This window comes from Mesorhizobium sp. B4-1-1 (assembly GCF_006439375.1).
In the GTDB taxonomy this organism is placed as follows: domain Bacteria; phylum Pseudomonadota; class Alphaproteobacteria; order Rhizobiales; family Rhizobiaceae; genus Mesorhizobium.
Map to the genome: position 1 here is coordinate 1 of NZ_VFTH01000029.1, position 14,453 is coordinate 14,453.

Consider the following 14,453-nt stretch of genomic DNA (forward strand, 5'->3'; position numbering starts at 1 on the left):
ACCGATCATCTCGCGGCCGGTCGACTTGTTGAATTCCTCGACCTCAGGCATCGGCTCGGTCAAGAGGTACATGTGCTCCATGGCCAGCACCGGCAGCTCGACGCCGACCATGCGGCCGATCTCGCGCGCCCACAGGCCACCGCAATTGACGACATGCTCGGCATGGACGGTGCCCTGTTCGGTGACGACGTTCCAGGTGCCGTCCGGCTGCTGCGTGAGGTCGACGACGCGGTTGCGCAGCACGATCTCGGCGCCGAGCTTCTTCGCAGCCTTGGAGTACGCGATGGTTGTGCCGGACGGGTCGAGATGGCCTTCGACCGGGTCCCACATGGCCCCTACGAAATTGGTCTCGTCCATCAGCGGGAACATCGCCTTGGCTTCCGAAGGCGTGATCAACTCGGTGTCCATGCCGAGATAGCGGCCCTTGGCGTGGGCCAGCCGCAGGAAGTCCATGCGCTCCGGCGTGTCGGCCATCATGACGCCGCCGGTCAGGTGCAGCGAGCAGGACTGGCCGGAAATCTCCTCGATTTCCTTGTAAAGCTGCACGGTGTAGGCCTGCAGCTTGGCGACGTTCGGGTCGCCGTTCAGCGTGTGGAAACCGCCCGCCGCATGCCAGGACGAGCCGGAGGTCAGCTCCGAGCGCTCGATCAGCATGATGTCGGTCCAGCCGGCCTTGGCGAGGTGATAGAGCACCGAGCAGCCGACGACGCCGCCGCCGATGACAACCGCTTTTACGTGGGATTTCATGAAGATAGGTCCGTGTTTGAAAATACTGGTTCGAGTGATCGAGGGGTGAAAACAAAACAGAGATCCGATGCCGCGATGTTTTCGGTCAGCCTCCCGTCAAGCGCGGCGAGGATGGTTTCACAGACGGGAGCACGATGTTTCAGGACGTCATGGTTCCAAACACGCAGGATCGAGTAACCTTCGGCCTGCATGAAGTCGTCGCGGCGCCGGTCATATGAGCTGTCGGCATGTTGGGATCCATCGACCTCCACGACGCGCCAACGCTCGCGGCAAGCGAAGTCCGCAAAAAAGGGGCCGATGGAGAATTGGCGCGTAAAGCGATAGCCGCCGAGCTTGCGTGCCTTCAGTTCAAGCCAAAGCAATGCTTCCGCCTGGTTGCCGGCTTGCCGCAGATTTCGCGCCCGCTGGGTCGTGCCAACTTTGCGGCGACTGCGGGTTTGAGCAGCGCCTTCCCCCACTCCGTCGCCGCTTCGCGGCGCCACCTCTCCCCCCTCCGGAGGGAGAGGAAGGGCGCCAACTGGAATCGCCTCGCGCCTTTCCTCTCCCCCGTCGATCGGGGGAGAGGTGTCGAGCGCAGCTCGACGGAGTGGGGGTCGACTATTCATCCTCAACACAGATGATCAGAAATCCGTCGGCGCGCCGCCTTCGGCGCGGCGCTTCTCGACGAAGTCGTTGAGTTCCTCGCGGATGGCCGGATCCATATAGGGCTCCTCGTAGGCGGCAAGGCGCTCCTTCCACACCTTGTTGGTCCGCTCCATCGCCGTCGGCGAGCCGGCCTCGGTCCAGGTCTCGAAGTTGCGCCAGTCGGACACGATCGGCGAATAGAAGGCGGTCTTGTAACGCGCCTGCGTGTGCGGGGTGCCGAAGAAATGGCCGCCGGGACCGACCGACTGGATGGCGTCGAAGCCGAGCGCGTCCTCGGAGAGGTCGAGCGGGGTGAGGAACTCGGCCACCATCTGCAAAAGATCTATGTCGAGGATGGTCTTTTCGTAGGAGCAGCGCAGGCCGCCTTCAAGCCAGCCGGCGCCGTGCATCATCAGGTTGCCGCCGCCCTGGATGGCGCCCCACAGCGAGAACACGCTTTCATAGGCGGCCTGGGCGTCGACCGTGTTGGCGGCGCAGGTGTTGGAGGTGCGGTAGGGGATGTTGTAGCGGCGGGCAAGCTGGCCGCCGACAAGCTGCGCCTTCATATATTCGGGCGTGCCGAAGGCTGGCGCGCCGGACTTCATGTCGACATTGGAGGTGAAGCCGCCATAGCCGACCGGCGCGCCCTTCTTCACCATCTGCGCGAAGGCGACGCCGGAGAGTGCCTCGGCGTTCTGCTGCACCAGCGCGCCGGCGACGGTGACGGGCGCCATGGCGCCCGACAGCGTGAACGGCGTGACGATCACGACCTGGCCCATGCTCGACATCTGGATGATGCCTTCCATCATCGGCACGTCGAGCTTGAGCGGCGAATTGGTGTTGATGATGGTGAAGACCGAAGGCTCCTGCATCAGTTGCTCGCGGCTGATGCCGCGTGCGATGCGGGTGATCTCGATGCCGTCGACGTTGCGCTCCTTGCCGAGCGAATAGATGTGGAAGACCTTGTCGGTCAGCGTGGCGAGATCGCGGATGCATTCCAGGTGCCGGACCGACGGATGGATGTCGATCGGCTCCACCGGATAGCCCCCGGTGCAGTGCAGGATGTTGTGCATCTGCGCGAGGCGCAGGAAGTTGCGGTAGTCGGCCTGGTTGCCGGGCCTGCGGCCGCGGTCGAGGTCGGAGCAGTTCGGCGCCGACGCCATCATCGACAGGATGACGTTGTTGCCGCCGAAACGCAGATTGTGCGCCGGGTTGCGGGCATGCAGCGTGAATTCCGACGGACAGTGCGAGACAAGCTCGAGGATCATGTCGCTGTCGAAGCGCACGCGCTCCGAGCCTTCGCGCACGTCCGCACCATGCGCCTTCATGATGCGGCGGGCTTCGTCGTGCAGGACGTCGACGCCGATCTCCTTCAGCACGCGCAGCGAGGCGAGGTGGATCGATTCCAATTCGTCGTCGGACACGAGCCTGGTCGGCGACAGCGGGTTCTTCAGCTGCCGGAAGGCGGGCTGCTCGAAAGCGGCCGAGCCGCCGGCGCGCTTTCCCGCGCGTCCGCCACGGCGGGCGCGATCTGTTGCCAATGCCGGTTCGGCGGGATGGAGGGCGGCAGTCATGAGAAGCCTCGTGAGGATGCGAAATTGGCGGCATAATGAACTGGCGGCAATGTCGCCGGTGAGGAGGCGGCGACCACTAGGGCGAGGGAAGCGACATGACGGAAGGGGAGCGGACTGGATCGCCGAATTGCTTCCGCTGAGGCATCAGGAGGGCTCTCGCCACTGATAATGATGCCGTGATTGTTCAAGTGCGAGCCACGATGACCGCTTCCGTCCAGACCGCCGAAGATCGACCGCAATGGGCAGCCCTTGCCGGGGTCACGGCCGCGCTCGCCATGTTCGGCGCGGCGCAAGGGTTGAGCTCGCCGCTGTTCACCCTGCTGATGCAGGGCCAAGGCTTTTCGCCGGGCTTGATCGGACTGTCCGCGGCCATGATGCCGGTCGGGCTGATCCTGTCGGCATCCTTCGTGCCGGCGGCCGTGCGGCTGGTCGGCGCGCGGAACCTAGCGGTCGGCTGCTCCCTGCTTGGCGCGCTGTGCTTCCTGGCTATTGGCTATCTGCAGAACTGGGTCGCCTGGTACGTCATCCGCTTCATCATCGGCGTGGTCATCAACCCGCTCTATGTGCTTGGGGAGGTCTGGGCGCTGTCGCTGGCGCCGCCATCGCGGCGCGGGCGTGTCATGGGCGTGTTCAACACGCTGATGGGCGCCGGCTACGCGGCCGGGCCGTTTACCCTGACCCTTGTCGGCACCGCCGGCTGGGCGCCTTTCGGCGTCGGCATTGCCGGTTTCGCCCTTTGCGCGGTCATTCTGCGCCTCGTCTCCTCCAAGCTCACCGGTTTCGAGGACGATGGCCAGCCCGCCGGTAGTCTTGTCGGTTTCGCGCGGCTCGCACCGGCGCTGCTTTTGGCCGTGCTGGTCTCCGCCGCCGTTCAGCAGAGCACTTATGCGTTGGTGCCCGTCTTCGGCGCGGGCTACGGCCTGCCCGAAGCGGCGCTTGCCGCCCTGGTGATGATGCTTTCGCTGGGCAACATCGTCCTGCAGATCCCGCTTGGCCTGCTCGCCGAACGCTTCGGCGGGCGGCCGATGATCCTCGCCTGCGCGGTGGCGACGACGGGCTGCGCGATCCTGTTGCCGCTGCTGATCGCCACGCCGCTGATCTGGGGCGTGCTGCTGGTGATGGGGGCGGTCGGCTACGGCGTCTACACGATGGCGCTGGTCGAGCTCGGCAGCCGCTTCAAGGGCTCGCTGCTGGTCACCGGCAATGCAGCCTTCGCGTTGCTGTGGGGCGTCGGCGGCATTGTCGGCCCGCCCGGCGCCGGGGCCCTGATGCAGGCGATCGGCCCGCTCGGGCTGCCTGCCGTCATCGTTGGGCTCGATGTGTTGCTGGTGGCGTTCGCCTTGTACCGTACCTTGCAGCGTCAGCGCTCCTGACAGGGACTGGCTGGAACATGCGCTTTCGCCGCCAGTTGGCTCTTACGGCAGCCGGCCATACCGGCTAAGCCTCCAGGCGATTGGAGCAAGACCGATGGCTCTGGCTGGTTCGGAGAGCGGCGAGACGGTGCAGTGGGCCGCGATCACCGGCGTGATCGCGACCGTGTCTGTCTTCGCCATCGCGCAAGGACTTTCCTATCCGCTCCTCAGCTTCATCCTGCAGCGTCAGGGCGTTTCGCCGGCGATGATCGGGCTGTCGGCGGCGATGACGCCGGTCGGCTTCATCCTGTCCTCGCCGCTGATCCCGGGATTGGCGCGCCGGTTCGGGGCAGGGCGCACCGCGCTCACTTGCGCAGCGCTCTCGGCGCTGGTGTTGGCGCTGGTCGGCTGGACACAAAATGTCTATCTGTGGTTTCCGCTGCGCCTCCTGATCGGCGTCGTGACCAACCCGCTCTATGTCTTGAGCGAAATCTGGGTGATTGCGCTAGCGCCGCCGGCGCGGCGCGGCCGCGTCATGGGCATCTATTCGACAATCATCTCGGCGGGCTTCGCGACCGGCCCGCTCTGCCTGCTTGCCGTCGGCACCGAAGGCTGGCCGCCTTTCCTGGTCGGCATTCTGGCCTTCCTCTTCTGCGGCGGTTGCCTGGCCGTGGTGGTGAAGCGGCTGCCGAAGGTCGACGAGGCCGATAACAAGGTGTCGGTGCTGGGCTTCATACCCTTGGCCTGGCTGCTTCTGTCGGCGGTCGTGGTCGCGGCCGGGTTCGAGCAGGCTATACTCGCGCTGCTGCCGGTCTATGGAACGCATCACGGCATTCCCGAGGCGCGCATGTCGGCGCTGCTGTCGGTGATGATCGCCGGCAACATCGCCATGCAGGTGCCGCTCGGCCTCCTCGCCGAAAAACTGACGGCGCGCCTGGTGCGGTTCGGCTGCGTGGCGGTGACCATCTTTGGATGCGCGCTTTTGCCGGCGCTGATCGAGACGCCGCTGATCTGGGGCTGCGTCTTTATCTGGGGCGCCGTTTCCTACGGCATCTACACGATGTCGATCATCGAGCTCGGCGAACGCTTCACCGGCTCGGCGCTGGTCGCCGGCAATGCCGCCTTCTCGCTGATGTGGGGTTTTGGCGGCATCATCGTGCCGCCGCTCACCGGTGGCGTTATGGATGTCATCGGCGCCGCCGGCCTGCCGGTCACGCTTGGCGCAATCTGCGCGGCGCTGGCGGCGGCGACGATCGCGCGCCGGCGGGTTTTGTAATCGGTCCCGACATGGCTCTTGAATATCAAGGCAACGAACGCGATGTAGGCGGGGCCGCCAGATGGAGACCTGCATGACCAGCACGATGACCAGAACCCAGCCCGAGTTGACCGCCAACGATCCCTACCTCTGGCTTGAGGATCGCAACGGCAAGGAAGCGCTGGACTGGGTCCATCGCCAGAATGCGCTGGCGGTCGCCGAACTGCAGGGCGATCCTTCCTATCAGGCGACATTCGAAACCGCGCTCGACCTGATGACCGCGGAGGACAATATGCCGGTCGGGGCCGCGCTTGCCGGCTACGTCTATAATTTCTGGCAGGACAAGACCAACGCGCTTGGACTGTGGCGGCGCACGTCCGTCGCTTCCTATAAGACCGACAAGCCGGAGTGGGAGACGATCATCGATTTCGACCAGCTCTCGGCGAAGGAAGGCATCAAATGGGTGTTCGGCGGGGCGAGCCGGCTCTATCCCGATTTCAACAGCTGCCTGCTCCACATGTCGCCCGATGGCGGCGACGCCAGCGAGATGCGCGAGTTCGATATCGCGACGAGGTCCTTTGTCGATGGCGGGTTTTCCGCGCGCGCCTCCAAGTCGGGCTTTTCCTGGCTGGACAAGGATACCGTCATCGTCTCCGCCGCTTTCGAGGAAGACGACAAGACGCAGTCCGGCTATCCGCGCGTGATCAAGCTGTGGCGGCGCGGCACCAAGCTCGAGGACGCGACGCCGATCTTCGAAGGCGAAAAGCAGCATCTCGCGGTCGGTGGCGGCGTGGAGTATGACGGCGACAAGCGGCATGTGCTGCTCGGCAAGACGCTCGACTTCTTCACCTCGCACAGTTTCCTGCGGCTGGCTTCGGGCGAGAACCGGCGCATCCCGCTGCCCGACGACGCCACCGACACGGCGATCTTCAAGGGCCAGCTTATCTTCGGCGTGCGCAGCCCCTGGACGGCGCCGGACGGCACGCGCTGCCTGCCGGATGGGCTCTATTCGGTCGATTTCGATCGCTGGATTGAAACGGGTGCGTTCGAAAGGATCGAGACGCTCCTCGAACCGGAGCACCGCGTTTCCATTGCGGGCCTCGCCAGGACGCAGGACCGGCTGTTCATCAACCTGATGGACAATGTTCGCGGCAAGGTCATCGCCTGCGACCGCGCCGCAGATGGCTGGTCGCTGAAACGGATCGCGCTGCCCGACAACGGCAATGTCGGCATCAGCCATGTCGAGCATTTCGGGTCGAGCGTCTCCTTCTCCTTTACCGATTTCCTGACGCCAAGCTCGATCATCTGGTCGGACGACAATGGCGAGACGCTTAAAACGGTGAAGTCGCAGCCGGCCCGCTTCGACGCCTCGCCTTATGTTTCGGAGCAGTTCGAGGCGCGCTCGAAGGACGGCACGATGATCCCGTATTTCGTGGTGCGGCGCCGCGACCAGAAAGGGCCGGTCCCGGCATTGCTCTACGGCTATGGCGGTTTCGAGGTGCCGTTGCTGCCGGGCTATGCCGGCATCCGCGGCAAGCTTTGGCTGGACAAGGGCAACGCCTATGTCCAGGCCAACATCCGCGGCGGCGGCGAGTTCGGTCCGGCCTGGCACCAGGCCGCGCTCAAGGGCAAGCGCCAGAACGCCTTCGACGATTTCGCTGCCGTCGCCGAGGATGTGGTCAAGCGCGGCATCACCACGGCGGCGCAGCTCGGCATCCACGGCGGCTCCAACGGCGGCCTGCTCACCGGCACGTCGCTGACGCAGCGGCCGGAGCTGTTCGGCGCCGTCATCATCGACGTGCCGTTGCTCGACATGCTGCGCTACACCGAACTGCCGCCCGGCGCCTCGTGGATCGCCGAATATGGCGACCCGTCGAAGCCGGAGGAGGCGGCCTGGCTCGGCGCCTATTCGCCCTATCAACATATCGCGGCCGATGCCGCCTATCCGCCGGTGCTGTTGATGACTTCCACCGCGGACGACCGGGTCCATCCCGGACATGCGCGCAAGATGGCGGCGCGGCTGCAGGAGGCAGGTCACGGCCAGACGCTGTTCTTCGAGGAAACCGAAGGCGGCCATGGCGGGCGCGGCGACCGCCGGCCACAAGCGGCGCAGACGGCGATGCGCTATATGTTCCTCAAGAGGTCGCTCGGCAAGACTGCCTGACCGGGATGGCTTGAATTTTGGGGCTCAGGCGGCATAAGCTGCCGTCATGATCCGCTTCAGCACATCAGGCGCCTTCGGGGTCGCGGTGACGCCGTCACCGCGGACGCTGCGCGCCGAGCTTTTGCGGCTGTGCGCCCGCATCGGCTATTCGCCGCCTGCCTTCCTCTGACGAATCCGCCTCCGGCTCCCGCCGGATTGGTTCAAGAGGAAAGATCAAACCCATGACCTATCAGAATTATTCGCTGAAGCAGCTTCAGCAGATCGATGCCGCGCATCACCTTCATCCCTTCACCGACCACAAGGAACTGCGTGAGGCAGGCTCACGCATCATTACCCATGCCAACGGCCCGTTCATCTACGATGCCGACGGCACCGAAATCCTCGATGGCATGGCGGGCCTGTGGTGCGTCAATGTCGGCTATGGCCGCGACGAGCTGGCCGAGGCGGCTTACGCGCAGATGAAGGAGCTGCCTTACTACAACTCCTTCTTCAAATGCTCGACGCCGACGCCGGTGCTGTTGTCGAAGAAGCTGGCGGAACTCGCGCCCAAGCATGTCAGCCAGGTCTTCTACGGCTCGTCCGGTTCGGAGGCCAACGATACGGCGCTCAGGCTTGTCCGCCACTATTGGGCGCTCGAAGGCAAGCCCGAGAAGAACCGCATCATCTCGCGCAAGTCGGCCTATCACGGCTCGACGATCGCCGGCACGTCGCTGGGCGGCATGGAGCCGATGCACAAGCAGCTCGGCGGCGCGGTGCCCAACATCGTCCATGTGATGATGCCCTATGCCTATGAGCTCGCTCTGCCCGGCGAAAGCGACCATGATTTCGGCATCCGCGCGGCGAAGGCGGTCGAGGATGCAATCCTCGAAGCAGGGGCCGACAAGGTCGCCGCCTTCATCGGCGAACCGGTGATGGGCGCGGGCGGGGTGAAGATCCCGCCGATGAGCTACTGGCCGGAAGTCGAGCGCATCTGCCGCAAATACGATGTGCTGTTGATGCTGGACGAAGTCATCACCGGCTATGGCCGCACCGGCGAATGGTTCGCGGCACAGACGTTCGGGGTCGAGCCCGACACCATCACCACCGCCAAGGCGCTGACCTCGGGCTACCAACCGCTGTCGGCGCTGCTGGTCGGCGATCGTGTGGCGAGGACGCTGGTCGAAAAAGGCGGCGAATTCTATCACGGCTACACCTATTCCGGTCATCCGGTGGCCTGCGCGGTGGCGCTCAAGAACCTCGAGATCATCGAGAAGGAAGGGTTGGTCGAGCGCGTCAAGAACGACACCGGCCCCTATTTCGCGCAGGCGCTGCAGGAACGCATCGCGGGCCACAGGCTGGTCGGCGAGGTGCGCTCGATAGGCCTGATGGGCGCGATCGAGATCGTCAAGGACAAGGCGACCAAGGAACGCTATCTGCCGTCAGGAAGCGCTGCCGTCGTCGTGCGCGACCATGCGGTCGCGAACGGCATGATGATGCGGGCCACCGGCGACACCATGATCCTGTCGCCGCCGCTGATCTGGACGCGCGACACGATCGACATGGCTTGCGAGCGCATTGCCAAGGCGCTCGACATGGCGGACGCGGACCTGCGCAAGCGCTGAAGAACGGTCGGGCGTCCGGTGTTCGGGCGCCCGACCGCCACGATCCGCGCCAGGTACAGGGAACAATGCATGCGCCCGCGCGTAATAGACTGGGCCTGAGAGACGGGTCCGGCTGAGGACTTACGCGATGAAGAAAACCCGCAAGACCCGTGGCGCAAGGAAAGCCGCGCTGATCGGCGGCGACCTGATGTTGGCGCCGATGGTGATGATGATGCGCATGCCCCTGCTTGTCGCGGATGCGCAAAGCGACCGGAAACTCGGCAGGGAAACCGTGCGAGCCGTTACTGAAAAGACTGCTGCCGCGGCCCAAGGCGCCATCGCAGCACAGGTTTCGCTTCTGCAATCGGCCGCCCGGTTCTGGCCGGAGGTGCTGTCGGGACGCGTTCCGTCCCTGGTCAACGGCGAGGCCGCGCTACAATCCCTGGGTGCCGCCCTCAAGCCCGCCGGCCGTACCGTACGGGCGAATTTCCGGCGTTTGTCCAGCAGGAGCTGATCTCGGCCGGGACCATTTCCACTGTTGTTGGATTGCCTTGAGAAACGCAAAAACCGCGCTCCAAAAGGAACGCGGCTCTGCCAGATACGCATGGCATTTCGCGACAAGAATACTTGCGAAACTTACGGGCTCCGGTACGCGAGACCTGATCCGGAGCGCCGGGCAGACGCGATGTCCGCCTCGCAGTCCGTTTTAAAGGCACATCGTTACCGGTGAGTTAGCGAGACCTTAAGCAAATCTAAATTTGCCGGCTTCCGGCCGGCGAATATCGAAAATAACCTTATAAAATCAGTATCTTACGCCTGGTTTCCGCGCAGGAAATTAATAATTCCGGAAAAATCGGCGCCGGCATGACCTTGCGCGTTGAACAAGGCATAGAGCTGCGTGGCTTCGGCGCCGAGCGGGGTCACGGCGCCCGCGCCCTGCGCGGCTTCCTGCGACAATTTCAGGTCCTTTAGCATCAGGGCCGCGGCAAAACCGGGCTTGTAGTCGCGGTTGGCCGGCGAGGCCGGAACAGGGCCGGGGACCGGGCAATAGGTGGTCAGCGACCAGCATTGGCCCGACGAGGTGGAGGCGACGTCATACAGCGCCTGGTGCGACAGGCCGAGCTTTTCGGCGAGCACAAAGGCTTCGGCGACGCCGATCATCGAGATGCCGAGGATCATATTGTTGCAGATCTTGGCCGCCTGGCCCGCGCCGTCGCCGCCGCAATGGACGACGCGTCCGGCCATCGGCTTCAGGATCGGCTCGGCGGCGGCAAAAGCGTCATCCGAGCCACCGGCCATGAAGGTGAGCGTGCCGGCGGTGGCGCCGCCTGTGCCGCCGGAGACCGGGGCATCGATCGACTGCAAGTCATGTTTCGCGGCAATCGCATGCGCCTTGCGTGCCGATTCGACATCGATCGTTGAGGAGTCGATGAACAGCGCGCCTTTCTTCGCCTTGGGTGCGATGTCCTCATAAACCGACAGCACATGCTTGCCGGCCGGCAGCATGGTGATGACGGCATCGGCGTCCTTCACCGTGGCGACGGCATTGGCCATGACTGTAATGCCGTGCTCCTTCGCAACCGTGAGGTTTTCAGGCACAAGGTCGAAGCCCAGCACCGCATGCCCCGCCTTGACGAGATTGGCGGCCATCGGATTGCCCATGTTGCCCAAGCCGATGAAGGCGATGGTGCTCATTGTCTCTCTCCCAAAATTGTCTGCTTTCAGCGACCAATCAGCGCCCGCGCGATGATGACGCGCATGATCTCGTTGGTGCCTTCGAGGATCTGGTGGACGCGCAGGTCGCGGACCAGCTTCTCGATGCCGTAATCGTGCAGATACCCATAGCCGCCATGCAGTTGCAGCGCCTGATTGGCGATGTCGAAGCCGATATCGGTGACGAAGCGCTTGGCCATAGCCGACCATTTGCCGGCGTCGGGCGCCTTGCGGTCGAGCTTGGAAGCGGCGGCGTAGAGGAAGATGCGGGCCGCCTGCAGCTCCGTCTCCATGTCGGCCAGCCTGAACTGCAGTGCCTGGAACTGGTTGATCTTGGAGCCGAAGGCCTTGCGCTCGGCCGTATAGGCCAGCGCCTTGTCGAGCGCCGACTGCGCGCCGCCCAGCGAACAGGCGGCGATGTTGAGCCGGCCGCCATCGAGCCCCGCCATGGCAATGCCGAAGCCGGCGCCTTCGGCGGCAAGCAGGTTCTTGGCCGGCACCTTGCAGTCCTCGAAGACGACCTGGCGGGTCGACTGCATGTGCCAGCCCATCTTGTGCTCGTTGGCGCCGAAGGAAAGGCCGGGTGCGTCCTTCGGCACGACGAAGGTCGAGATGCCTTTCGGACCGTCGGCACCGGTACGCGCCATCACGACATAAAGGTCGCTGTCGCCGGCGCCGGAGATGAACTGCTTGGCGCCGTTCAAGACATAGTCGCCGCCGCTCTTCACCGCGCGCGTCTTAAGCGCAGCTGCGTCCGAGCCCGAGCCGGGCTCGGTCAGGCAATAGCTCGCCAGCCATTCCATCGAGGTCAGTTTCGGCAGGAAGCGCTGGCGCTGCTCGTCGCTGCCGAAGCGGTCGATCATCGAGGCGGCCATGTTGTGGATGGAAATGAAGGAGGAGAAGGCCGGGTCGGCGTGGGCCAGAGCCTCGAAGATCAGCACCGCATCGAGCCGCCCAAGCGCCGAGCCCCCGACATCGTCGCGCACATAGATGCCGCCGAGGCCGAGCGGCCCGGTTTCGCGGATCACATCGGCGGGGAAGTGCTTTGTCTTGTCCCAGTCGAGCGCATTGGGCGCGACGCGGTCCGCCGCGAAGGCCTGGGCCATCTCCTGGATGGCGCGCTGTTCCTCGTTGAGTTCGAACTGGCCAGTGCCCGCATCGACTGTCGCGTCCATGGCGTGCTCCCTGTCGTTTCAGGCCTTCTGGCCTGTCGTTTTTGGCTTTGCGCACCGTCCAATCTAGACCAATGATGCCGCCGCGCAACCCGGCTTCCTGCGGACCGGCTGTGCGTGAAATGACCAACGGAGCTCGTACGTGCCGACAATTTTCGATGAGTTGCTGGACCGGTTCCACACATATCTCGCCGGCGTCGACAATAATCTGGTCGCGGACGAAGTCGCGCGCATCGGCTGGGACATGCCTGTCCGTTCGCTCGAACCGCGGGCGCTTGGCTGCCTTGGCTATCTCGATCGCATCGCCGAGCTTGCGCCGGCCGACGCCAAGCCGCTGGCGCGATTCGTTGCCGACCATCGGGATGAGTTACGCTGGGGGCAGACCTATACCGCCGCCGATTTCGGGCAGGGCTTTGTCGACAGTTACGGCTGGCTGGAAGTGTTCGGCGCGCGCGGGCATTTCGTCAATGACGCGGTTGCGGCCGGACTGCTGATCCTCGGGCCGGACATCGTCTATCCCGACCACCACCATATCGCCGAGGAAATCTACGTCCCGCTGACCGGCGGCACGGAATGGCGGATGGGCGAAGGCGGTTTCCATACTCGCGACGCCGGCGAGGTCATTCACCACGCCTCCAACGTCAGCCATGCCATGCGTACGGGCACGGAACCGCTGATGGCTCTCTATCTCTGGCGCGGCGGGCCGCTGGCGCAGAAGTCGACGATCGGCTCGGGAGGCAGGGGCTGATGGCCAAAGCGATCATGCTGCAGGGCACCGGCTCGGATGTCGGCAAGACCGTGCTGGTCGCGGGGCTTTGCCGCGCCGCGAAGAATCGCGGGCTGAAGGTCAGGCCGTTCAAGCCGCAGAACATGTCGAACAACGCCGCCGTCGCCGATATTCCTGGCGGCGACAAGGCCGGCGAGGGCGAGATCGGCCGCGGGCAATGGCTGCAGGCACTGGCCTGCGGCGTCCGGCCGACTGTCCATATGAACCCGGTGCTGCTCAAGCCGCAGAGCGATATCGGCTCGCAAGTGGTGGTTCAGGGCAAGGTCTATGGCGAGGCACGGGCGCGCGATTACCAGGCGATGAAAGCCGGACTGATGGACGCGGTGCTCGATTCCTGGGCCAAGGTGGGCGAGGGCGCAGACCTCGTCATCGTCGAGGGCGCGGGCTCGCCAGCCGAGATCAACCTCCGCAGCCGCGACATCGCCAATATGGGCTTTGCCACCCGCGCGGACGTGCCGGTGATCCTGGTCGGCGACATCGATCGCGGCGGCGTCATCGCTTCGGTTGCCGGCACGCATCTCATCCTGCCGGAGGAGGACCGGCGCATGATCGCCGGCTATCTCATCAACAAGTTCCGGGGCGACGTCTCGTTGTTCGACGACGGAATCAAGGCGATAGAAACCTTCACCGGCTGGCGCTGCTTCGGCGTCGTGCCGTGGCTGAGGGCCGCCGTCCGGCTGCCTTCGGAGGATTCGGTCATGCTCGAGCGCCTCGCTTCCGGCGAGAAACGGGCGCTGAAGGTGGCAGTGCCGATGCTGGCGCGCATCGCCAATTTCGACGATCTCGACCCGCTCAAGGCCGAGCCGCAGGTCGAGGTCGTGTTCGTGCCGCCGGGCAAGAAGCTGCCGGAAGATGCCGGGCTGGTTGTCGTCCCCGGCTCGAAGTCGACGATCGGAGACCTGCTCAAATTCCGCGAGAACGGCTGGGACCGGGATCTTCTCGCTCACCGCAAGCGCGGCGGCCATGTCGTCGGCATCTGCGGCGGCTACCAGATGCTCGGCCGCATGGTGCGCGATCCCGAGGGCATCGAAGGCAGCGTCACCGAAGCCGAAGGCCTCGGCCTGCTCGATATCGAAACGGTGATGGAGTCCGAAAAGACGGTGCGCAATTCAAGCGCGCAGTCGGTGCAGTTCGGCCTGCCGCTCGAAGGCTACGAGATCCATCTCGGCCGCACCACCGGCCCGGACACGGCGCGGCCGTCGACGATCCTCAACGGGGTCGAGGACGGCGCGGTTACCGCCGACGGCAAGGTGATCGGCACCTATCTGCACGGGCTGTTTTCCGCCGACGCCTTTCGCGCCGCCTACCTGGAGAGCCTTGGCGTCAGGGGAGGCGGCATCGACTATCGCGCGGACGTCGAGAGGGCGCTGGACGAGGTCGCGTCGGAGCTCGAGAGACATGTCGACTGTGACGCGATTTTTGGGCTGGCGCGATAGGCAGACCATAGAAATCCATTCGGTGACGTCAAGGCGTTGCAACGGTGCA

The 14,453-nt window shown here is 64.7% G+C and carries 13 protein-coding genes; 8 read left to right on the forward strand and 5 right to left on the reverse strand.

What is annotated here, in order from left to right; all coding sequences use genetic code 11:
- The 3 genes from FJW10_RS27400 to FJW10_RS27410 all read right to left on the reverse strand — a co-directional run.
- Positions 1 to 747: FAD-binding oxidoreductase (locus FJW10_RS27400; RefSeq protein ID WP_140736295.1), on the reverse strand; the 747-nt coding region annotated here is incomplete at its 3' end.
- Positions 744 to 1,205: a DUF559 domain-containing protein gene (locus tag FJW10_RS27405; RefSeq protein ID WP_246674383.1), complete on the reverse strand. Its 462-nt coding sequence runs from the start codon at positions 1,203 to 1,205 to the stop codon at positions 744 to 746. The genes FJW10_RS27400 and FJW10_RS27405, both read right to left, overlap by 4 nt.
- A 162-nt stretch (positions 1,206 to 1,367) precedes the next feature.
- Positions 1,368 to 2,945 carry a trimethylamine methyltransferase family protein gene (locus FJW10_RS27410; RefSeq protein WP_140902389.1) on the reverse strand — a complete coding sequence of 526 codons (1,578 nt, stop codon included), beginning with the start codon at positions 2,943 to 2,945 and terminating at the stop codon, positions 1,368 to 1,370.
- Positions 2,946 to 3,145: 200 nt separating this feature from the next.
- Here FJW10_RS27410 and FJW10_RS27415 point away from each other — a divergent pair, with 200 nt between their 5' ends.
- The 6 genes from FJW10_RS27415 (at position 3,146) to FJW10_RS27440 (ending at position 9,810) form a co-directional block, all read left to right on the forward strand.
- A complete protein-coding gene (locus FJW10_RS27415) occupies positions 3,146 to 4,318 on the forward strand; it encodes an MFS transporter (protein ID WP_140836395.1) in 1,173 nt (390 codons plus the stop codon).
- Positions 4,319 to 4,412: 94 nt separating this feature from the next.
- Entirely contained in the window at positions 4,413 to 5,573 is a 1,161-nt protein-coding gene (locus FJW10_RS27420) for an MFS transporter (RefSeq protein WP_140836393.1), read from the forward strand.
- 73 nt (positions 5,574 to 5,646) lie between these two features.
- Positions 5,647 to 7,716 carry a prolyl oligopeptidase family protein gene (locus FJW10_RS27425; RefSeq protein WP_140902390.1) on the forward strand — a complete coding sequence of 690 codons (2,070 nt, stop codon included), beginning with the start codon at positions 5,647 to 5,649 and terminating at the stop codon, positions 7,714 to 7,716.
- A 46-nt stretch (positions 7,717 to 7,762) separates the two neighbouring features.
- A complete protein-coding gene (locus tag FJW10_RS27430; protein WP_041003987.1) occupies positions 7,763 to 7,885 on the forward strand; it encodes a hypothetical protein in 123 nt (40 codons plus the stop codon).
- Between the two features lie 52 nt (positions 7,886 to 7,937).
- Entirely contained in the window at positions 7,938 to 9,317 is a 1,380-nt protein-coding gene (locus FJW10_RS27435; protein ID WP_140902391.1) for an aspartate aminotransferase family protein, read from the forward strand.
- A 127-nt stretch (positions 9,318 to 9,444) separates the two neighbouring features.
- On the forward strand, positions 9,445 to 9,810 hold the full coding sequence (locus FJW10_RS27440) for a hypothetical protein (RefSeq protein WP_140902392.1): 366 nt from the start codon (positions 9,445 to 9,447) through the stop codon (positions 9,808 to 9,810).
- Between the two features lie 296 nt (positions 9,811 to 10,106).
- Here the strand turns inward: FJW10_RS27440 and mmsB are convergent, their stop codons facing one another.
- Both mmsB and FJW10_RS27450 read right to left on the reverse strand, forming a co-directional pair.
- Positions 10,107 to 10,991 (reverse strand): 3-hydroxyisobutyrate dehydrogenase, encoded by an 885-nt coding sequence (gene mmsB, locus FJW10_RS27445; RefSeq protein WP_140902393.1) that lies wholly within the window; start codon positions 10,989 to 10,991, stop codon positions 10,107 to 10,109.
- A 26-nt stretch (positions 10,992 to 11,017) separates the two neighbouring features.
- Positions 11,018 to 12,184: an isobutyryl-CoA dehydrogenase gene (locus FJW10_RS27450; protein WP_140902394.1), complete on the reverse strand. Its 1,167-nt coding sequence runs from the start codon at positions 12,182 to 12,184 to the stop codon at positions 11,018 to 11,020.
- A gap of 139 nt (positions 12,185 to 12,323) precedes the next feature.
- Here FJW10_RS27450 and FJW10_RS27455 point away from each other — a divergent pair, with 139 nt between their 5' ends.
- Both FJW10_RS27455 and FJW10_RS27460 read left to right on the forward strand, forming a co-directional pair.
- The gene (locus tag FJW10_RS27455) at positions 12,324 to 12,929 is read left to right on the forward strand and encodes a dimethylsulfonioproprionate lyase family protein (protein WP_140902395.1); all 606 of its coding nucleotides are present in this window, start codon (positions 12,324 to 12,326) and stop codon (positions 12,927 to 12,929) included.
- Complete coding sequence (locus tag FJW10_RS27460) at positions 12,929 to 14,404, forward strand: cobyric acid synthase (RefSeq protein WP_140902396.1); 1,476 nt, start codon at positions 12,929 to 12,931, stop codon at positions 14,402 to 14,404. The genes FJW10_RS27455 and FJW10_RS27460 overlap by 1 nt, the downstream gene beginning before the upstream one ends.
- Positions 14,405 to 14,453: the final 49 nt, after the last annotated feature.

Excerpts from the sequence above, each read along its gene's own strand:
- FJW10_RS27410 (WP_140902389.1), bottom strand. The coding sequence starts at position 2,945 with ATGACTGCCGCCCTCCATCCCGCCGAACCGGCATTGGCAACAGATCGC.
- FJW10_RS27415 (WP_140836395.1), top strand. The coding sequence starts at position 3,146 with ATGACCGCTTCCGTCCAGACCGCCGAAGATCGACCGCAATGGGCAGCC.
- FJW10_RS27420 (WP_140836393.1), top strand. The coding sequence starts at position 4,413 with ATGGCTCTGGCTGGTTCGGAGAGCGGCGAGACGGTGCAGTGGGCCGCG.
- FJW10_RS27425 (WP_140902390.1), top strand. The coding sequence starts at position 5,647 with ATGACCAGCACGATGACCAGAACCCAGCCCGAGTTGACCGCCAACGAT.
- FJW10_RS27430 (WP_041003987.1), top strand. The coding sequence starts at position 7,763 with ATGATCCGCTTCAGCACATCAGGCGCCTTCGGGGTCGCGGTGACGCCG.
- FJW10_RS27435 (WP_140902391.1), top strand. The coding sequence starts at position 7,938 with ATGACCTATCAGAATTATTCGCTGAAGCAGCTTCAGCAGATCGATGCC.
- FJW10_RS27440 (WP_140902392.1), top strand. The coding sequence starts at position 9,445 with ATGAAGAAAACCCGCAAGACCCGTGGCGCAAGGAAAGCCGCGCTGATC.
- mmsB (WP_140902393.1), bottom strand. The coding sequence starts at position 10,991 with ATGAGCACCATCGCCTTCATCGGCTTGGGCAACATGGGCAATCCGATG.
- FJW10_RS27450 (WP_140902394.1), bottom strand. The coding sequence starts at position 12,184 with ATGGACGCGACAGTCGATGCGGGCACTGGCCAGTTCGAACTCAACGAG.
- FJW10_RS27460 (WP_140902396.1), top strand. The coding sequence starts at position 12,929 with ATGGCCAAAGCGATCATGCTGCAGGGCACCGGCTCGGATGTCGGCAAG.